The 22,002-nt window shown below is 73.9% G+C and carries 4 protein-coding genes and 2 pseudogenes; all 6 read left to right on the top strand.

All coding sequences use genetic code 11. The features are described from left to right. Positions 1 to 15 precede the first annotated feature (15 nt). The 6 genes and pseudogenes from PJ985_RS22430 (at position 16) to PJ985_RS22405 (ending at position 21,892) form a co-directional block, all read left to right on the top strand. On the top strand, positions 16 to 8,235 hold the full coding sequence (locus PJ985_RS22430; RefSeq protein ID WP_271685710.1) for a type I polyketide synthase: 8,220 nt from the start codon (positions 16 to 18) through the stop codon (positions 8,233 to 8,235). Between the two features lie 59 nt (positions 8,236 to 8,294). Next, positions 8,295 to 12,767 (top strand): annotated as a pseudogene (locus PJ985_RS22425) (type I polyketide synthase); the annotation flags it as partial. A 294-nt stretch (positions 12,768 to 13,061) separates the two neighbouring features. After that, a pseudogene (locus PJ985_RS22420) lies at positions 13,062 to 18,560 on the top strand (SDR family NAD(P)-dependent oxidoreductase); the annotation flags it as partial. Then, a complete protein-coding gene (locus PJ985_RS22415; protein WP_271685708.1) occupies positions 18,557 to 19,858 on the top strand; it encodes a cytochrome P450 family protein in 1,302 nt (433 codons plus the stop codon). The pseudogene PJ985_RS22420 and the gene PJ985_RS22415, both read left to right, overlap by 4 nt. An 11-nt stretch (positions 19,859 to 19,869) precedes the next feature. Beyond that, positions 19,870 to 21,168 carry an activator-dependent family glycosyltransferase gene (locus PJ985_RS22410; protein WP_271685707.1) on the top strand — a complete coding sequence of 433 codons (1,299 nt, stop codon included), beginning with the start codon at positions 19,870 to 19,872 and terminating at the stop codon, positions 21,166 to 21,168. 7 nt (positions 21,169 to 21,175) lie between these two features. Beyond that, positions 21,176 to 21,892 carry a class I SAM-dependent DNA methyltransferase gene (locus PJ985_RS22405; RefSeq protein WP_333909888.1) on the top strand — a complete coding sequence of 239 codons (717 nt, stop codon included), beginning with the start codon at positions 21,176 to 21,178 and terminating at the stop codon, positions 21,890 to 21,892. Positions 21,893 to 22,002 lie beyond the last annotated feature (110 nt).

Raw genomic sequence — 22,002 nt, 5'->3', positions numbered from 1 at the left:
GTTCTGCCCGAAGCGATGGCCGAATCGGACACGGCCGAGGGCATCCGGCGAGCGCTGCTCGCGCGCGGTGCTTCCGTGGACCTGCTGACCGTGGACCCCGCCACGGACCGTGAGCGCCTCGCCGCATACCTGACCTCCGCTCTCCGCCCCGGCCGGGAAGAGGGCGAAGCGGACGGGCTGGAGGGCATCGTCTCCCTGCTGGCGCTCGCCGAAGGCGCGGACCCCCTCCACCCGGCCGTGCCCCTCGGGCCCGCCGCTTCCCTCGCCCTGATCCAGGCAGTGGCCGACGCGGGGGCATCCACGCGTCTGTGGGCCGTCACCCGGGGTGCCGTCGGCGTGTCACCCGGCGAGGCTCCGGATGCCGGACAGGCACAGGTCTGGGGGCTCGGACGGGTCGCGGCTCTCGAACTCCCCGGCTGCTGGGGCGGACTGATCGACCTGCCGGAATCACCCGGTACCCGTGCCTTCCAGCACCTCGCCGCCGCGGTGGCCGCGTCCGGCGACGAGGACCAGATCGCCGTACGGCTCTCCGGCGTATGGGGCCGCCGCCTCGTGCGGTCCTCCCCGGAAGCCGGCTCACGTCCGTGGGGGTCCCGGGGCACCGTGCTCCTCGTCGGCGACACCGGTCCGGTCGCCGCGCCCCTGGTCCGCCGACTCCTCGACGGCGGGGCGGCGCACGTCGTGCTCGCCGGTCCGGCCGCCGTGTCCACCGCCGGGGTCACCCCGGAGGCCGGCCGCGTGACCCTCGTGGACTGCGACCACGACGACAGCGACGCTGTCGCCGCGCTCCTCGCCGCGTATCCGCCCTCCACGGTCGTCGTGGCCCCTCCCGCCGTGCCGCTCACCGCACTGACCGAGACCACCGCGGAAGGTTTCGCCGCCTCAGTGACCGCGAAGACCGCCGCAGCCGTGCATCTCGACAACCTGCTGGAGGCGGCGCCGCTGGACGCGTTCGTCGTCTTCTCCTCCGTCTCCGGTACGTGGGGCGGCACCGGCCATGGCGGCTACGCGGCCGCGGCCGCCCACCTCGACGCGCTGGCCGAGGCGCGCCGGGCCCGCGGCCTGCCCGCGACGTCGATCGCCTGGACGCCGTGGGCGGGCGCGGACCTTCCCGACGGCCCGCGCCCCTCCGACGGCCCGGCTCCCACCGAGGGTCCCGACCTCGACCTGCTGCGCCGGCGCGGTCTCACTCCGCTGGATCCGGAGGCCGCGCTCGACGCGCTGTACCGGGCGCTGGAACGCGGCGAAGGATGTGTCACCGTGGCCGACGTCGACTGGGAGCGGTTCACCGCCTCGTACACGGCCGCCCGGCCCAGCGCACTCTTCGACGAGCTGCCCGAGATCCGCCGGATCCGCCGGGCGGAGCGCACACAGGCCGAGGATGTGCCGGGCGACTCCGAGCTCGTCCGCACACTGCGGGGCAAGCCGGAGGCCGACCAGCACAAGGCGCTTCTGCGGCTCGTCCGTTCGCAGGTCGCGGCTGTCCTCGGCCACGACGGGTCCGAGGAGGCCGAGCCGAACCGGGCGTTCAGGGAGCTGGGCTTCAACTCGGTGACAGCGGTGGAGCTGCGCAACCGGCTCAACGCGGCCACCGGTCTCGTCCTGCCGATGTCCGTCGTCTTCGACCACCCGAACTCCCGGGCGCTGGCCGGCCACCTGCGCTCCGAGCTCCTCGGCGAGGACACCTCGGTCGCCACCGCGGAAACACCCGGTGCCCGGCCGTCCGCCGCAATCGCCACGAGCGACGGGGAACCGATCGCCGTGATCGGCATGGCCTGCCGGTTCCCCGGCGGGATCAGCACTCCCGAGGAGCTGTGGGACCTGCTGGACAAGGGCGGTGACGCCATCTCGGCGTTCCCCTCCGACCGGGGCTGGGACGTCGAGGGACTGTACGACGCCGACCCGGACGCGCACGGCCGTACCTACGTCCGCGAGGGCGGTTTCCTGCACGGGGCGGCCGATTTCGACGCCGCGTTCTTCGGGATCTCCCCCCGCGAGGCGCTCGCCATGGACCCGCAGCAGCGCCTGCTGCTGGAGACCGCCTGGGAGTCCTTCGAACACGCCGGACTTGATCCGTCGGCGCTGCGCGGCAGCCGGACCGGTGTGTTCGTCGGGACCAACGGGCAGCACTACATGCCGCTCCTGCAGAACGGGGAGGACAGCTTCGACGGCTATCTCGGCACCGGCAACTCGGCCAGTGTCATGTCCGGCCGCCTTTCCTACGTGTTCGGGCTGGAAGGCCCGTCGCTGACCGTTGACACCGCCTGCTCGGCCTCCCTCGTGGCGCTGCACCTCGCCGTCCAGGCGCTGCGCCGGGGGGAGTGCGGCCTCGCCCTGGCCGGCGGCGCCACGGTGATGTCGACGCCGGACATGCTGGTGGAGTTCTCCCGGCAGCGCGCAATGTCGCCCGACGGCCGGTCCAAGGCGTTCGCAGCCGCGGCCGACGGCGTGGCACTCAGCGAGGGCGCCGCGGTCCTGCTGGTCGAGCGGCTCTCCGACGCGGAGCGCGCGGGGCACCCGGTCCTCGCCGTCATCCGCGGCTCGGCCGTGAACCAGGACGGTGCCAGCAACGGTCTCACCGCCCCGAACGGCATCTCCCAGCAGCGCGTAATTCGCCAGGCGCTCACCGACGCCGGTCTGCGCCCGGACCAGGTGGACGCCGTCGAGGCACACGGCACCGGCACGCCCCTCGGTGACCCCATCGAGGCGCAGGCGTTGCTCGCCACGTACGGCGGCGAGCGGCCGGCCGGACAGCCGCTCTGGCTCGGGTCCCTGAAGTCCAACATGGGTCACACCCAGGCTGCCGCCGGCATCGCCGGAGTGATGAAGATGGTCCTTGCCCTGCGCCACGGGACGCTGCCCAGGACCCTGCACGTCGACCGGCCCTCGCCCCGCGTGGACTGGGCATCGGGGGCGGTGTCGCTGCTGACCGGGCCGGTGCGCTGGCCGGAGCGAGAGGAGCCGCGCCGGGCGGCGGTCTCCTCCTTCGGGATCAGCGGCACCAACGCCCACGTGATCGTCGAGCAGGCGCCGGCCGCCGACACCGCCGGGACCGAGGAGGTGGAGGAGGAGACCACGGTGCCGCTGTTCCTGTCGGCCCGAGGCGCCGCCGCGTTGTCCGCACAAGCCGTACGGCTGCGAGCGAGGCTGACCGGGGAACCCGGCCTGGACCTGGCCGACGCCGGATACACCCTGGCCACCGCCCGGTCCCACTTCGAGCATCGGGCCGTCGTCATCGGTGAGAGCCGCACGGAAGCGCTCGACGCGCTCGAGGCCCTGGCCCGGGGCGAAGAACACCCGTCACTGCTGCGCGGTAGGGCCGGCGCCGGTGACCGTGTCGCGTTCGTCTTCCCCGGGCAGGGCTCGCAGTGGGCCGAGATGGCCGACGGACTGCTCGACCGCTCTCCGGCATTCCGCGAGAGCGCGCACGCCTGCGACGCCGCGCTCAGTACGTACCTGGACTGGTCCGTGCTGGACGTGCTGCGCCGGGAACCGGGGGCGCCCTCGCTCAGCCGGGTGGACGTGGTCCAGCCGGTGCTGTTCACGATGATGGTGTCGCTGACGGCGGCCTGGCGGTCCCTGGGCGTGCACCCGTCCGCTGTCGTCGGTCACTCCCAGGGCGAGATCGCCGCGGCGCATGTCGCGGGCGGGCTTTCGCTGGACGACGCGGCGCGGATCGTCGCGCTGCGCAGCCAGGCGTGGCTGCGGCTGGCCGGACAGGGCGCAATGGCGGCGGTATCGCTTCCCGCCGACCAGGTCCGCGCCCGCCTGGAGCGGTTCGGTGACCGGCTGTCGGTCGCGGCTGTGAACAGCCCGGGGACGACCGCGGTCGCCGGCTACCCCGACGCCCTCGCCGCCCTCATCGACGAACTGACGGCCGAGGGGGTGCACGCCAAGGCGATCCCCGGCGTGGACACGGCCGGGCACTCCGCGCAGGTGGACGCCCTGAGGGACGAATTGAGAGAAGCCCTCGCCCCCGTGGCACCCCGCAGTTCGCCGATCCCCTTCTTCTCGACCGTCACCGGCGGGCTGCTGGACACCGTGGAGCTCGACGCCTCTTACTGGTACCGCAACATGCGCGAACCCGTCGAGTTCGAGCGGGCCACCCGCGCGATGCTCGCCGACGGGCACGAGGCCTTCCTGGAGCCAAGCCCGCACCCGATGCTCGCGGTGTCCCTCCAGGAGACCGTGGCGGACACGGACACCGCGGCGGCCGTGCTGGGAACGCTGCGGCGTGGCAAGGGCGGCGCCCGCGGGTTCGGTGTGGCGCTCGGCCTCGCCCACGCCCACGGCGTCGAGATCGACGCCGGCGCGCTCTTCGGCCCCGAGGCGCGCCGGGTCGAACTGCCGACCTATCCGTTCCAGCGCGAGCGGTACTGGTACCACGCGCCCGCCGGGGGCGGCGACGCGGCCTCCGTCGGGCTCAGCGGCACCGACCACCCGCTGCTCGGCGGCGCCGTCGAACTGCCGGAATCCGGCGGGCAGGTGTACACCGCCCGGCTCAGCTCCGGCTCCCATCCGTGGCTCACCGAGCACGCCCTCCTGGGAACGGTGATCCTCCCCGGCGCAGCGTTCGCCGAACTCGCCCTCTGGGCAGGGCACCGGAGCGGGGCCGGCCGGGTCGAGGAGCTGACGCTGGACGTGCCGCTGGTGGTGGCGGACAGCGGGGCTGTACAGCTGCGGCTCGTGGTGGGTGCGGCGGACGCGGAGGGGCGGCGCCGTCTGACCGTTCACTCGCGGGAGGACGGCGCGGAGGCGACGGCCCCCTGGACCCGGCACGCCCAGGGCACACTCGCGCCGGCGGGAACCGACCCGGGTATCGAGGACACCGACGACCTCTCGGCCGGGGGAGGGGACGCCGCCTGGCCGCCCGCCGCTGCCGAGCCCGTCGGGACCGCGGGGTTCTACGAGCGCTTCTCCGAACGCGGCTACCAGTACGGGCCGCTGTTCCAGGGCGTACGGGCCGGCTGGCGGGCGGGTGACACGGTGTATGCCGAAGTGTCCCTGGCCGCACCGCCGACGGGAGCCCGGCGCTTCGGCGTCCACCCGGCGCTGCTGGACGCGGTGCTCCAGACGATGAGCCTCGGTGAGTTCTTCCCCGAGGACGGGCAGGTGCGGATGCCGTTCGCGCTGCGCGGCGTGTCGCTGTACGGGACCGGGGCCCAACGGCTGCGCGTCACCGTCCGTCCGGCGGGCGAGGAGGAGGTGCGGATCGTCTGCACCGACGAGCGGGGGCGCCCGGTCGTACGGATCGACTCGCTCGTGGTGCGCCCCGTCCCGGTGGAGAAGCTCACCTCGGGCACAGCGGGCGCCGGTGACGGCGTACTCCACCACGTCGCCTGGCCCGCCAGGCCCGCCCCGGCTCCCGCCCCTGCCCAGCGCTGGGCTGCCCTCGGCACGGACGGCTCCGCGCTGACCACCGTCCTGCGCCGGGCGGGCACCGCCTGCGACCCCTACCCCGACCTCGCTGCCCTGGTCTCGGCCGTGGCCGGGGGAGCGGCTGTGCCGGACGTCGTCGCGGTCCCGCTCCCGCCCGGTCCGGCGACCGACGCCGACGCGGTACGCGCCGCTGTCCACCGCGCCCTGGAACTGACGCGGTCGTGGCTCGCGGTCGACGGCCCACTCGGCACAGCCAGGCTGGCGTTCCTCACCACGGGAGCGGTGGCGGTCCGCGAGGGCGAGGACACCGTGGACCCGGTGTCCGCCACCGTGTGGGGGCTGATACGGTCCGCCCAGTCCGAGGAGCCGGACCGCTTCGTGCTCGTCGACGCGGACAGTGACCCGGCCACGGCGCATGTCCTTCCCGCCGCACTGGCCGACGGAGAACCGCAGTTCGCGGTACGCGCCGGGACGGTGCACGTTCCCCGGCTCACCCGGGACGGCCTCCGACCTGGCGGCCCCCTGCTGCCGCCCGCAGACACCGCCTGGCGGCTGGCCGCCGACGGGTCGGGCACGCTTGAAAGCCTGGGACTGGTTCCCGCGCCGGACGCCGACGCGCCGCTGCGGCCCGGGCAGATCCGGGTCGCGGTGCGCGCCGCGGGTGTCAACTTCCGCGACACCCTGATCGCGTTGGGCATGTATCCGGGTGAGGGGGTGCTCGGCGCCGAGGGCGCCGGTGTGGTCACCGAGGTCGGGCCCGACGTGACGGGACTCGCCCCCGGGGACCGCGTACTGGGCATGTGGACCGGCGGGTTCGGACCGGTCGCGACCGCCGACGCCCGGATGGTCGCCCCTGTCCCGCCGGCGTGGTCGTTCGCCGAGGCCGCGTCCGTGCCCGCCGCGTTCCTCACCGCCCACTACGCGCTCACCCGCCTCGCCCGGGTCCGCCCGGGGCAGACGCTGCTGGTGCACGCGGCGGCCGGCGGCGTGGGCATGGCGACCGTACGCCTCGCCCGCCATCTCGGCGTGGAGGTCTACGCCACCGCGAGCCACGGCAAGTGGGACACCCTGCGCGGACTCGGCCTCGACGACGCGCACATCGCGGACTCCCGCGCCCTCGGCTTCACCCGGCAGTTCATGGACGCCACCGGCGGGCACGGTGTTGACGTCGTGCTCAATTCCCTCGCGGGGGAGTTCGTGGACGCTTCCCTGCGGCTGCTGCCGCGCGGCGGCCACTTCCTGGAGCTGGGCAAGACCGACGTCCGGGACCCCCGGCAGATCGCCTCCGAGCGGCCGGGCGTCGACTACCGGGCCTTCGACCTCGTCCAGGCAGGTCCGGAGCTGGTCGGAGAGATGCTCGGCGAGCTGATGGAGCTGTTCGCCGACGGGGTACTGACCCCCCTCCCGCTGACCGTGCGCGACGTACGGCGGGCCCGCGACGCTTTCCGCCTCATCAGCCAGGCCAAGCACATCGGCAAGGTGGTGCTGACGATGCCGCCTGCGTTCGACGCGCACGGCACCGTCCTCGTCGTCGGCGGCACCGGCACGCTCGGCAGCGCCGTCGCCCGGCACCTGGCCGCCACGCACGGCGTACGGCATCTGGTACTGGCCGGGCGCGGCGGCATCGAGGCCGACGGTGCGTCCGCACTCGTCGAAGAGCTGACCGCGTCGGGCGTGTCGGTCACCGTCGTCGCCTGCGACGTCGCCGACCGGACCGCACTCCGCCGCCTGCTCGACGACATCCCGGCCGAGCATCCGCTCACCGCCGTCGTGCACACGGCGGGCGTCCTCGACGACGGCACGATCGCCGCGCTCACCCCCGGGCAGGTGGACGCCGTGCTGCGGCCCAAGGTCGACGCGGTGCTCAACCTGCACGAACTGACCCGCGACCTCGATCTGTCCGCCTTCGTGCTGTTCTCCTCCGCGGCGGCTCTCCTCGGCAGCCCTGGGCAGGCCAACTACGCGGCGGCCAACGGGTTCCTCGACGCCTTCGCCCAGTACCGGCGCGACCAGGGCCTGCCCGCGGTGTCCCTCGCCTGGGGCCTGTGGGCCGACAGCAGCCGGATGGCCGGACACCTCGACCAGGAGGGAATGCGCCGCCGGATGGCCCGCAGCGGTGTGCTTCCGCTGACCGCCGGACAGGGCTTGGCCCTGTTCGACGCGGCGCAGCGAGCGGACGAGGCGCTCCAGGTCCCGATCCGCCTCCGGATCAGCGCGTTGCAGGCGGCCGGGAACGTTCCCGCGCTCCTCGGCGACCTGGTGCCGACGGCAGCGGAGGGCGCCACGGGCGGCGCCGTAAGGGACACCGAGGACCGGACGCTTGCCGAGCGGCTCACCGGCCTGGGCGCCGCCGAGCAGCACGACCTGATGCTGGAGAGCGTGCGCGGACACGCGGCTGCCGTCCTCGGACACGCAGACCCGCAGGCCGTCGACGCCGTGCGCGCCTTCAGGGAACTGGGCTTCGACTCCCTGACGGCCGTCGAACTGCGCAACAGGCTGTCCGCCGCCTCAGGCCTGCGCCTCCCGGCGACGCTGGTCTTCGACCATCCCACGCCGGACGCACTCGCGAAGCACTTGCTGGCCGGACTCGCTCCCGGGCCGGCGTCGGCCGGCGTACCGCTGCTGGACGAACTGGACCGGCTGGAAACGGCCATGGCCACCACGGACCCAGCCGCCCTCGACACGCTGGACGACACCGCGCACAGGGAGATCGGCGCCCGTATCGCGGCGCTGGCCGCCCGGTGGGGCGCAGCCCGGGACGGATCGGCGGCGGACGGCGCCGCGGCGGACGTACTGGAATCCGCTGACGACGACAGCCTCTTCGCGTTCATCGACGAGAGGTTCGGCACCTCCTGACCACGGGACCGGGACGGGACGGGGCAGGCGGGAACCGATGGAACGGACGGATGATCATCATGGCGAACGAGCAGAAGCTCCGCGAGTACCTCAAGCGGACCACCACCGAACTCACCAGGGTCAGCGAGCGGCTGCGCGAGGCGGAGGAACGCGAGCACGAACCGGTGGCGATCGTCGGCATGGCCTGCCGCTACCCCGGCGGGGTCACCTCGCCCGAGGACCTGTGGGAGCTGGTCGTCTCGGGCACGGACGCGGTCTCCCCGTTCCCCGACGACCACGGCTGGGACGGGGACGCGCTGTACGACCCGGACCCGGCCGCGGCGGGGCGCACCTACTGCCGTGAAGGGGGCTTCCTGGACGCTGCCGGAGACTTCGACGCCGCCTTCTTCGGCATCTCCCCCCGCGAGGCGCTGGCCATGGACCCGCAGCAGCGGCTGCTGCTGGAGACCTCCTGGGAAGCACTCGAACGCGGCGGCATCGCACCCGGATCACTGCGCGGCAGTCGTACCGGGGTCTTCGTCGGCGCCTGGAACGGCGGCTACACCGACAGCGTCGCCCAGCCGTCCGCCGACCTCGAAGGCGACCTGCTGACCGGTGGCGTCGTCAGCTTCACCTCCGGGCGCGTCTCGTACGCGCTGGGCCTGGAGGGCCCCGCCCTCACGGTGGACACCGCCTGCTCGTCCTCGCTGGTGGCCCTCCATCTGGCGGTCAGGTCGCTGCGTCAGCGGGAGTGCGACCTCGCCCTGGCCGGCGGGGCCACCGTCATGGCCAGCCCGGCCGTGTTCGTGCAGTTCTCCCGGCAACGCGGGGTGGCCCCGGACGGCCGCTGCAAAGCGTTCGCCGAGTCGGCCGACGGCTTCGGACCGGCCGAGGGTGTCGGCGTCCTGGCCGTGGAGCGGCTGTCGGACGCCGTACGCCATGGGCACCGTGTGCTGGCACTGGTCACGGGCACGGCGGTCAACCAGGACGGCGCGAGCAACGGCCTCACAGCACCCAGCGGCCCGGCCCAGGAACGCGTCCTGCGCCAAGCGCTCCTCGACGCCCGGGTGACGGCCGCGGACATCGACGCCGTCGAGGCGCACGGCACCGGGACCCGGCTCGGTGACCCGATCGAGGTCCGGGCTTTGATGAGCACCTACGGAGCCGGGCGGCCCGCCGAACGCCCGCTCTGGCTGGGCTCGCTGAAGTCCAACCTCGGCCACACCCAGGCCGCGGCCGGTGTCGGAGGCGTCATCAAGACGGTGATGGCGATGCGCCACGGCGTCCTCCCGTCGACCCTGCACGCGGACACACCCACCAGCGAGGTGGACTGGTCCGCGGGCCAGGTCGCACTGCTGCAACGGAAGACCGACTGGCCGGCTGCGGGACGCCCACGCCGGGCCGGTGTGTCCTCCTTCGGTGTGAGCGGTACCAACGCCCACGTGGTGCTGGAACAGGCACCCCCCGCCGCCCGTCCCGGCGGCGACGCACCGCCGCCGGTCGTCCCCCTGGTGCTGTCCGGGAAGTCGGAGGCCGCGCTGAGCGGGCAGGCACGGCGGCTGCGCGCGTTCCTGGCGAACGACCCGGCCCCGGACCTCGCCGGCACGGCCCTCGCACTGGCCACCACCCGCTCCGTGTTCGACCACCGGGCCGTTGTGACGGTCACCGGCCGGCAGCAGGCGCTCGACGCGCTCGCTCTGCTGGCCGGGGGCGCACCGGCACCCTCCCTCGCGACCGGCACGGCCGCACCCACCGGACGCACGGTCTTCGTGTTCCCCGGTCAGGGGACGCACTGGGCCGGCATGGGCGCCGAACTCCTCGACACCGCACCGGTGTTCGCAGAATCGATGCGACGCTGCGAGCAGGCCCTGTCGGCGTGCGCCGACTGGAAACTCACGGACGTGATCCGTGCCAAGGACAACACACCGCCGCTGGAACGCGTCGATGTGCTCCAGCCGGTGTCCTGGGCCGTGATGGTGTCGCTGGCCGAGCTGTGGCGCTCTCTCGGGGTCGAGCCGGACGCCGTGATCGGCCACTCCCAGGGCGAGATCGCCGCCGCGGTCGTGTCCGGCGCGCTGACGCTGGAGGAAGCCGCCCGGGTCGTCGCGCTGCGCGCCCGGATCATCGGCCGTGAACTGTCCGGGGACGGCGGCATGGCCTCCGTACCGCTGCCCGCCGAGGAGGTCGCGCGGAGCCTGGCCTCCTGGGACGGCTGTCTCGGTGTCGCGGCGGTCAACGGTCCGCTCTCCACCGTCGTCTCCGGAGACGCCGACGCGGTCACCGCGCTCGTCGAGAAGTACGAGGCGGAAGACGTCAGGGTCCGGCGGATCCCCGTGGACTACGCCTCCCACTCCCCGCACGTGGAACGCCTGCGTGACGAACTCCTCACCGCCCTCGAACCCCTTGCCCCCCGCGCATCGACCGTGCCCTTCTACTCCACCGTCGACGCCGACCGCCTCGACACCACGGGCCTTGACGCCGCCTACTGGTACCGAAATCTCCGCCGCACCGTCCGTTTCGAGGACACCGTCCGCCTGCTGCTCGGCTCCGGGCACCGGGCCTTCGTGGAAACCGGCGCGCACGCCGTTCTCGTCCCCGGTATCCAGCAGACGGCGGACGAGGCCGGCGTCCGCGTCGTGGCTGTGGGGTCGCTGCGCCGCGAAGAGGGCAGCCTGGACCGGTTCCTGGCCTCAGCGGCGGAGGCGTTCACCCAGGGCGTGGCCGTCGACTGGGCCCGGCCCTTCGCCGGGACTTCCACGCACCCCGTGGACCTGCCGACCTACGCCTTCCAGCGGCGGCGCTATTGGCTGGAGCCGACGGCGCCCGCCCCCGTACGCACCGAGGACCTCTGGCGCTACCGCGTCGGATGGAAGCGGCTGAGGCCCAACGGCGGCGCACTGACGGGCCGATGGCTGCTGATCGGCACCGCGGACCAGGAGGCCGGCCTCGTCGAAGCGGCACGGCGGGCCCTCACCGAGCGCGGCGCCGAGGTGCGGTGCCTGGAGATCGACCCCATGACGGCCGACCGGGGCACGCTCGCGGCTCTCCTCGGCGAAGCGGGCCGGGAGGCGGAACCACCCGCCGGTGTGCTGTCCCTGCTCGGCACCGACTGCCGCCCGCACCCCGGCCACCCCGGTCTGTCCACCGGGACCGCCGCGACGCTGCTCCTCACGCAGGCCGCTTCCGACGCCGAATCCACCGCCCGGCTGTGGGCCGTGACCCGGGGCGCGGTGTCCGTCCGTCCCACCGAGACAGCCGACGAGACCCAGGCACAGATCTGGGGGTTCGGACGCGTTGCCGCACTCGAACTGCCGCGGCTGTGGGGCGGGCTGGTCGACCTGCCGGCCGAGGCGGACGTCCGGGTCTGGGACGCGCTCGCGGACACGCTGACAGGGGAGGAGGACCAGGTCGCGCTGCGCGGCTCCGGAGCGTACGGCCGCAGGCTCCGCCACGCGCCCGCACCCCCCGCGAAGCGCGTCTACCGTCCCAGGGGAACAGTGCTGGTGACCGGCGGCACGGGCGCCCTCGGCGCCCACGCCGCCCGCAGGTTGGCAACGGAAGGAGCCGGGCACGTCGTCCTCGTCGGCCGGCGCGGCGCCGACGCCCCCGGTGCGGCGGAACTGGCGGAGGAAATCCGTGCGCTGGGCGCCGAGGTGACCTTTGCCGCCTGCGATGTCGCCGACCGCACCGCCCTCGCGGCCCTCCTCGACCGACTGCCCGCCGACTCCCCGCTGACCGCCGTCTTCCATACGGCGGGCGTCGGCCACTCGGTGCCGCTCGACGACATCGGCCTCACCGACTTCGCCGAGGTGTTCTCCGGAAAGCTCGTCGGCGCCCGCCACCTCGACGAACTGACCCGCGGGCACGATCTGGACGCGTTCGTCCTGTACTCCTCCAACGCGGGCGTGTGGGGCAGCAGCGGTCAGTGCGCCTACGGAGCGGCCAACGCGGCCCTCGACGCGCTCGCCGAGCGGCGCCGCGCCGAAGGGCTGCCCGCCACCTCGGTCGCCTGGGGACTGTGGGGCTCCGGCGGCATGGGCGAGGGCGCTGCCGAGGAGTACCTCAGCCGCCGCGGCCTGCGGCCCATGCCGCCCGAACGGGGTGTCGACGCCCTCCAAGCGGCCCTGGACCGGGACGAGACCTTCGTCGCGGTCGCCGACGTGGACTGGGAACCCTTCACGACCGGCTTCACAGCCTTCCGCCCCAGCCCTTTGATCGGCGACCTCCCCGAGGTACGCGCGGCCCTCGCCGCCTCCCGGCGGGACGACCCCGGTCCCGGCCGCTCGGACCTGGCCGCCCGGCTCGCGGTGGCCGGGCAGGACGAACGCCGCCGGATCCTCCTCGACCTGGTTCGCCGGCACGCCGCCGCCGTCCTCGGGCACCCCGGGCCCGAAGAGGTCGGCCCCGACGCGCCCTTCAAGGACCTCGGATTCGACTCCCTGACCGCCGTCGGACTGGCCACCCGGCTCAAAGGAGTCCTCGGCGTCCCGCTGCCGGCCACCTTCGTCTTCGATCACCCGACAGCGAACGCCGCCGCCGCGCACCTGGCCGGGCTGCTCGATCCCCCGACCGGCGGCGACCCGAGCGAGGCCGGGATCAGGCGGGCGCTGGCCACCCTTCCGCTGGCCCGGCTGCGGGACGCGGGTCTGCTGGACGGCCTGCTCACCCTGGCCGGTCTGCACGACGGCACCACCGCGGGCGTCCCGCCGCAGGAGGAGGACGGTGACCTGATCGACGAGCTCAGTCCCGAGGCGCTGGTGCGCATGGCACTGGACGGCACCGACTCCTGACCCGCCGCCCCTTCCCACCAAGGAGCCCGCACCATGACCATGGCCCCCGACGACGTGCTCAAGGCGCTGCGCACGTCCCTCAAGGAATCCGAGCGGCTGCGCAGGCAGAACCGTGAGCTCCTCGCGGCTTCCCGCGAGCCCGTCGCCATCGTGGGCATGGCCTGCCGCTACCCGGGCGGGGTGGCCTCGCCCGAGGACCTGTGGGAGCTGGTCGCGACGGGGACGGACGCGATCGGCGACTTCCCCGCCGACCGCGGCTGGGACGTGGACGCCGTGTACGACCCGGATCCCGGATCCAAGAACACCACGTACTGCCGGCAGGGCGGATTCCTGGCCGGGGCGGGCGACTTCGATGCCGCGTTCTTCGGCATCTCGCCGCACGAGGCCGCCGTCATGGACCCGCAGCAGCGGCTGCTCCTGGAGGTCTCCTGGGAAGCCCTGGAGGCTTCCGGGACGGACCCGCGAAGCCTGCGAGGCTCACGCACCGGTGTCTACGTGGGCGCCGCCCACCAGGGGTACGCGGCCGACCCTGGACAGGTGCCAGAAGGCTCGGAGGGTTTCCGGCTGACCGGCAGCGCGGACGCCGTCCTGTCGGGGCGGATCTCCTACGTCCTCGGGCTGGAGGGTCCGGCGCTGACCGTGGCCACGGCCTGTTCGTCCTCGCTGGTGGCCGTGCACCTCGCGGTCCAGGCCCTGCGGCTGGGCGAGTGCGGGCTCGCGCTGGCCGGCGGGGTCGCCGTGATGCCGGACCCGGCGGCGTTCGTGGAATTCTCCCGGCAGCGCGGCCTCGCGCCGGACGGCCGCTGCAAGGCGTTCGGCGTGGACGCGGACGGTACCGGCTGGGCGGAGGGTGTCGGCGTCCTCGTCCTGCAACGGCTGTCCGACGCGGTCAGCGACGGCCGAAGGGTCCTGGCCGTGGTACGCGGCTCCGCCGTCAACCAGGACGGCGCCAGCAACGGCCTCACGGCCCCCAGCGGACCGGCCCAGCAGCGAGTTGTCCGCCAGGCCCTGGCCGACGCCCGGCTCGGTGCCGACCAGATCGACGTCGTGGAGGCGCACGGCACGGGAACCCGCCTCGGCGACCCCATCGAGGCTCAGGCGCTGATTGCCACCTACGGTGCCTCGCACCCCCGCGAACGGCCTCTGTGGCTCGGCTCGTTGAAGTCCAACATCGGACACACCCAGGCCGCGGCGGGCGTCGGCGGTGTGATCAAGACAGTCATGGCGATGCGCGAGGGCACACTCCCGCCCACCTTGCACGCGGATGTTCCGACACCGCTCGTCGACTGGTCCGCCGGCGGCGTCCGGCTGCTGACGGAGCCGGTGCCCTGGCCGGCGGCGCCGGGAACGCCCCGGCGGGCCGCTGTCTCCGCCTTCGGTGTCAGCGGAACCAACGCGCATGTGATCGTCGAGCAGCCGCCCCAGGCCCCGCGCGAGCGCCACACCCCCACCACGACGCTGCCCCTGGTGCCGTGGGTCCTCTCCGCCCGGTCCGGCACGGCGCTGCGCGACCAGGCCGCGCGGCTGCGTGCGCACCTGGCGGCACGCCAGGAGGCGGACCCGTTGGACACCGGCCTCTCCCTGGCCGCCACCCGCACCGCCTTCGAGCACCGCGCGGTGCTGCTGGCGCCCGGGCGCGACGGCCTGACCGCCGCCCTCGACGCGGTGGCCGACGGCGAGCGAGCACCCGCCGTGGTCCGGGGCACCGTACGGCGCGACGGCGGGACCGCGTTCCTCTTCACCGGTCAGGGCAGTCAGCGCACCGGAATGGCGCGCGAGCTGTACGGCGCCTTCCCCGCCTTCACCGAAGCCTTGGACGGGCTCGCCGCCCGGCTGGACCCGCACCTCGAACGCCCGCTGCTGCAGGTCCTGTTCGCCGCCCCCGGATCCGACGAGGCGCGGCACTTGAGCGACACGCGGTACGCGCAGGCCGCGCTGTTCGCCGTCGAGGTGGCGCTGTTCCGGCTCGTCCACAGCTGGGGCACCCGGCCCGACCTGCTGCTCGGCCACTCCGTCGGAGAGCTGGCCGCCGCGCACGCCGCCGGCGTACTCGGCGTGGACGACGCCTGCGCGCTGGTCGCCGCCAGGGGCCGGCTGATGGGGGAACTGCCGGACGGCGGCGCGATGGTGTCGGTCCGCGCCACCGAGAAGGAGGTCGGGGACCTTCTCATCGGATACGAGGACCGGGCCGCGGTGGCGGCGGTCAACGGCCCGCGCTCCGTGGTCGTCTCCGGGGACGAGAAGATCGTGCTTGCCGTCGCCGAGCGGTGCGCCGCCCTCGGCCACCGCACCAAGCGCCTCGACGTCAGCCACGCCTTCCACTCCCCCCGCATGGACACGATGCTGGAAGCCTTCCGGCGAGTCACCCGGGGCCTGACCTATCACGCCCCGGACATCCCGGTCATCTCGAACGTGACGGGCCGGCCGGCCACCGCCGACGAACTCCGCGACCCCGACTACTGGGTCCGGCACGTCCGCCGGCCCGTCCGCTTCCTCGACGGGGTCCGGGCCGCCCGCCGCGAGGGTGTCACCACCTTCGTCGAGCTGGGCCCGGACGGCGTGCTGTGCGCGATGGCCGAGGAGTGCCTGAGCGGCGACGACACCGCGAAGGACACCCTGCTGCTGCCGGTTCTGCGCGGCGGACGGCCGGAGTGCGCCACGCTCATGACCGCCCTGGCCACCGCCTACGCGCACGGAACGGACGTGAACTGGTCCAGGCTGTTCGCCGGGACCGGCGCGCACCCGGCCGAGCTGCCTTCCTACGCCTTCCAGCACCGGCGCTACTGGGTGGAGCCCGCCGCACCGCCGTCGCCCCGCGCCGACCCCTGGCGCTACCGGATCACCTGGAAGGCGCTGGAACACGGGACGGCCGGCGCTCCCGAGTCCGGGATCGCCGTCGGAGCCGAGCCGGGGCTGCCGGCAGGGCACTGGCTCCTCGTGGTCCCCCGGCACGGCTCCGCCGCCTCCCTCGCCGACGCTGCCGAACACGCCCTGGCCCGTGCCGGGGCCACGGTGACCCGGCTGACCCTGGACGCCGCCGATGCCGAACGGGACACCCTCGCCGCCCTGCTGGCCGGCGACGCGCACGGCGACGGAGGCGCGGTGAGCGGGGCACGGCGCCCGCCGGACGGTGTCCTCTCACTGCTGGATGCCGACGACCGGGAGCACCCGCGGTTCACGTCGGTGCCCGTGGGCGTCCTGACGACCCTGCTGCTGGCCCAGGCCATGGCCGACCGGCGGATGTCCGCGCGGCTGTGGTGCGTGACGCGTGGCGCGACCGTCGTGGTACCCGGCGAGCGCCCGTCCGTCGCCGGAGCGCAGCTGTGGGGCCTCGGACGCGTGGCCGCCCTCGAACTGCCCCATGTGTGGGGCGGTCTGGTGGATCTTCCCTCCGCCCCCGACGACCGGGCCTGGGACCGGCTCCTCCGCGCGCTCACCGGTCACGAGGACCAGGTCGCGGTCCGTGCGACAGGCTCGTACGCTCGCCGGCTCGTTCCCGCCCCCAGGCCTCCGGCAGGCCGAACCTGGCGGCCACGCGGCACGGTCCTGGTGACAGGCGGGACGGGCGCGCTCGGCGCCCACACGGCCCGATGGCTGGCACGGAACGGTGCCGCCCACCTCGTCCTCACCAGCCGCCGCGGCGGCGAGGCCCCGGGCGCCGACGCGCTGAGGGCGGAACTCCTCGCACTCGGCGTCAGGGTGACCATGGCCGCCTGCGACGTGGCCGACCGCGCCGCCCTCGCGGAGCTGCTCTCCGAGATCTCCCCCGACGCCCCGCTCGCCGCGGTCTTCCACACCGCGGGCGTCCCGCAGATGTCCCCGCTGATGGAGACCGGCCCGGAGGCGTTCGCCGAGGTCTGCGTCGGCAAGGTCGCCGGCGCACGGAACCTCGACGAACTGACGCGCGATCACGACCTCCACGCCTTCGTCACCTTCGCCTCCGCCGCGGGTGTATGGGGCAGTGGCGGGCAGTGCGCGTACGCGGCGGCCAACGCGGCCCTCGACGCGCTCGCCGAGCGGCGCCGCGCCGCGGGACTGCCCGCCACCTCCGTCTCCTGGGGGGTCTGGGGCGGACCCGGCATGGGGGAGGGACCGGGGGAGGAGTACCTCAGCCGCCGGGGCGTACGGGCCATGCCCCCGCACACCGCCCTCACCGCCCTCCAGCGCATCCTGGACGCCGACGAGAGCGGGGTGACGGTCTGCGACACGGACTGGGAACTGTTCATCCCCGGCTTCACCGCCGCGCGCCCGGGCCCGCTCCTGGCGGACCTGGCCGGGACCGGCCCGGCGGCAGGCTCACCGATCACCCCGCCGGGCTCCGCCGCGGACCGGCACCAGGCGCCCCCGGCGTGGCGTCCCACCCCGGGGGACCGGCCCCCGGACCGCGCCGAGCTGCTCGCCCTCGTCCGCGCCGAAGCGGCCGAGGTGCTGGGACACGACGGTGCCGACGACGTACCGGCCGACGCGGAGTTCACCTCCCTGGGTTTCGACTCCCTCGCGGCCGTCCAGCTGCGCCGCCGGCTGGCCGCGGCCACCGGCCTCGAACTCCCGGCCTCCGTCGTCTTCGACCACGCCGCCCCCGACGCGCTCGCCGGCCGTCTCTCGGACCTGCTCGGGGCCGCCGGGGGGGACGCCCCGGCGCCGACGGCTGAGAGCGCGCTGGTCGGGATGTACCGGCAGGCGGTGGGGGGAGGCCGGGCCGGGGAAGCGGTGGAGGTGCTCGCCGCCGTCTCCGCGTTCCGCCCCACGTTCGCGACCGCGGAGGAGCTGGGGGAGCGGCGCCCGTCACTCACCCCGCTCGGCACCGGCGTGGGCGGCCTTCCGCTGATCTGCTGCACGGGCACGGCCGCTGTGTCCGGTCCCCGGGAATTCACGGCGTTCGCCGCAGCGCTGGCGGGCCTGCGTGACGTCGCAGCCCTTCCCCAGACCGGATTTCTGGTGGGTGAGCCGCTGCCCGCCGGGCTGGACGTCCTGCTCGACGCGCAGTCGGCCACTGTCCAGGAGCACACCGGCGGGGCGCCCTTCGTCCTCCTCGGCCACTCCGCCGGTGCCAACATGGCGCACGCGCTCGCCCTCCGTCTGGAGGCCCGGGACGCGGGCCCCGCCGCGCTGGTGCTGATGGACATCTACACCCCGGGAGCCCCCGGTCCGATGGGCGCGTGGCGCGAGGAGATGCTCGCGTGGGCCGCGGAGCGGACTGTCGTCCCCGTCGACGACACGCGGCTGACCGCCATGGGCGCCTATCACCGGATGCTGCTGAACTGGACTCCACGGCCGGTGCGAGCGCCCGTCCTGCACCTGCGCGCCGCTGAGCCGATGGGCGCGTGGACGGACACGCGGCAGGACTGGCGTTCACGCTGGGACGGCGCGCACACCAGCGCCGAAGTACCCGGCAGCCACTTCACGATGATGACCGAGCACGCGGCGGCCACCGCACGGACCGTCCACACCTGGCTCGATGAGGTGTGTCCCGCCCGGCATACCGCGACACCCATGGAGACCGCGCGTCCGCCCGGCCGGGCGGACGCGACGACGACGGCAGGAGAAAGCGCGTGACCACAACACCGACCGGCGGCGATCCGGCAAGCTGGGCCCGCAGGCTGCAACTGACCCGCGCTGTACAGTGGTTCGCAGGCAACCAGGGCGACCCGTACGCGCTCATCCTGCGTGCGGAGGCGGACGACCCGACGCCGTACGAGAAACAAGTGGGCGCCCACGGACCGCTCTTCTACAGCGTCCAGCTGGACACCTGGGTGACCGCGAACGGGTCGGTGGCCCAAGAGGTCCTGGCCGACAACCGGTTCGGCCGGCTGACTCGGTCCGGTCAGCGGCCGGGGGAGCGGCTGCTGCCCCTCGCCGGCACGGCCCTGGACCACGACCAGGACGTCCGGCGGCGGCTCGGTGTGCTGACCGCGTTCGGCGGACCGGTCCTGCGTACCGATGAGGACGGGGTGCGCCTCGGCGTCGAGAAGACCGCCCGAACGCTGCTCGACGGGCTCGATGACCGGTTCGACCTCGCCGTCTTCGCCCGGCGGCTGGTCGCGTTGACGCTGGCCGACCTGCTCGGGATACCCGCCGGACACCAAGCCCGGTTCGAGGACGCACTCACCGCCACCGGCCGTACGTTCGACAGCCGGCTGTGTCCGCAGACGCTGGACCATGCCCTCGCCACTGCCGCCGCGACCGGTGAACTGACCACCGTGCTGGGCGAGGTACATGCCGCCCGCCCCGCCGTATCCGCCGGTGGTGGCTCCCTCTCCGACCCCGCCTCCTCAGCCGCCCCTGCACTCGACCCCGCGCTCGCCCCGTCCACCGACGACCAGGTCACCGCCGCACTCGCCCTGGCGGTCGGCACCGCAGAACCTGCGACGACCCTGCTCTGCAACGCCGTTCAGGCGCTCATGCAGCAGCCCCGGCAGTGGGCCGCGCTGGCCGCCGACCCCGGCCTGGCACCCGCCGCGATCGACGAGATTCTGCGCCTGTTCCCGCCGGTACGACTCGAGAGCCGCGTCGCGCACGAGGACGTCACCCTGGCCGGACACCTCCTCCCCGCGGAAAGCCACCTGGTCATCCTGATCGCCGCGGCCCACCGGGACCTTGCCGCGGCCACGGACCCCGCCCTGGGCCTCCAGCACGACCCGCACTTCGCCGAGTCGGCGCCGCTGATCCGGCTCATCGCCGGAACCGCCCTGCACACCCTCGCCGAGACGGCACCCACGCTGCGGCCGGCGGGCGAAGCCATCCGCCGGCGACGCTCGCCCGTCCTCCACAGCCATGCCCGCCTCCCGGTCACCCGTGCGGCGGGCGGCGAGATGCCCCACGACGACCGCCCGCTGACAGAAGAGGCCATTTGATGCGTGTCCTGATGACATCCTTCGCGCACAACACGCACTACTACAGCCTGGTGCCGATGGCCTGGGCGCTGCGTGCGGCCGGCCACGAGGTACGGGTGGCCAGCCAGCCCTCACTCACCGAGACCATCACCGGTTCCGGCCTGACCGCTGTCCCGGTCGGTGACGACGAGGCGATCCGCGAGCTGCTCACCGAGATCGGCGGCGATCTGACGCCGTACCAACGGGGCCTGGAGTTCACCGAAGCCCGCCCCGAATCGCTCACCTGGGAATACCTGCTCGGCAGACAGACCATGCTGGCCGCACTGTGCTTCGCGCCGCTCAACGGCGACTCCACGATGGACGACATGGTTGCCCTGGCCCGCGACTGGCAGCCGGACCTCGTGATCTGGGAGCCGTTCACCTACGCGGGGCCGGTCGCGGCACGAGCCGTCGGGGCGGCGCACGCACGCCTGCTGTGGGGGCCGGACGTCATCGGGCACTCCAGGCGGCTGTTCACTGACAGCCTGGCGCGGCGCTCGGTCGACCAGCGCGAGGACCCGATGGCCGAGTGGCTGCGGTGGACGCTCCAGCGGTACGGCTGCCTCGTCGGCGACGACGAGGTGGAGACCCTGATCACCGGCGAGTGGACCATCGATCCCGGAGCCGGAAGCACCCGACTGCCGACGTCGGGACACACGGTGCCCATGCGCTATGTGCCGTACAACGGCCCGTCCGTGGTCCCCGACTGGGTGAGCAAGGCCGAACGGACCCGGGTCTGCGTGACCCTCGGAGTGTCCGCCCGCGAGACGTACGGCAAGGACGTCACCTCGTTCCAGGACCTGCTCGGCGCCCTGGGAGACCTGGACATCGAGGTGATCGCCACGCTCAGCAGCACCCAGCTCGAAGACTTCGACAGTCTGCCGGACAACGTCCGCGTCTGCGACTTCGTACCGCTGGACGTCCTGCTCCCCAGCTGCGCGGCGATCATCCACCACGGTGGTGCGGGCACCTGGTCCACGGCCATGCTGCACGGCGTACCGCAGATCATGATCGCGGGACTGTGGGACGCGCCGCTCAAGGCGCAGCAGGCGCAACGCCTCGGCTCGGGCATCTCGATCCCGCCGGACTCGCTCGACGCCGGCTCGCTGCGCGACGCCGTCGTCCGGGTCCTCGGCGATCCGTCGATCACGGCGGCCGCCCGGCGCCTGCGCGACGAGATGCTCACCGCGCCGTCCCCGGCCGAGGTCGTGCGCATCATGGAGCGGCTCACCGCACACCACGGATCCGGCCGGCCTGCCGGATCCGTCACCGATCACCCGCAGAAGGGCTGACAGAACCATGATGTATGCGGATTCCATAGCCGAGGTCTACGACCTGGTGTACCAGGGCAGGGGCAAGGACTACGAGGTGGAGGCCGAGGAACTGGCCTCGCTGGCCAAGTCCCGCCGGCCCGACGCGCGGACACTGCTCGATGTGGCGTGCGGCACGGGGCTGCACCTGCGGCACCTGGCCGGCCTCTTCGACGATGTGGGGGGCGTGGAGCTTGCCCCGGACATGCTGAGCATCGCCCGGCAGCGCAACCCGGGCGCGGCGCTGCACCTGGGCGACATGCGGGACTTCGACCTGGGGCACCGGTACGACGTCATCACCTGCATGTTCAGTTCGGTCGGCCATCTGTCGACGCCGGGCGAACTGGAATCGACGATGCACAGGTTCGCCGCCCACCTCACCCCCGGCGGGGTGGCGGTCGTCGAACCCTGGTGGTTTCCGGAAACCTTCACCCCCGGATACGTGGGCGCCAGCATCGTGGAAGTCGACGGCCGCACCATCTCGCGCGTCTCCCACTCCGTACGTGAGGGGGGCGCGACCCGCATCGAGGTCCACTACCTCGTTGCCGGCCCCGACACCGGTATCCGGCACTTCGACGAGAGCCACCTGATCAGCCTGTTCGAACGTGCCGACTACGAGCGCGCCTTCGAACGGGCGGGGTTCACCGTGGAGTACCTGACACCGGGCCCCTCCGGCCGTGGCCTGTTCGTCGGGGTTCGTGGCTGACCCCTCATCCGTCCGGCCCGGCACCGCGGTCCGGCCGTCCGCCGCCTGCTCGGCCCGCACGTGTCCCGATTCCGACCTGTACGACGCGACCCCCTGGAGCAACAGGTGTC

This window comes from Streptomyces sp. ACA25 (genome assembly GCF_028200735.1).
GTDB lineage: Bacteria > Actinomycetota > Actinomycetes > Streptomycetales > Streptomycetaceae > Streptomyces.
The sequence above is the reverse complement of the archived record's forward strand: the minus strand, read 5'-3'. Positions and strand labels throughout refer to the sequence as shown.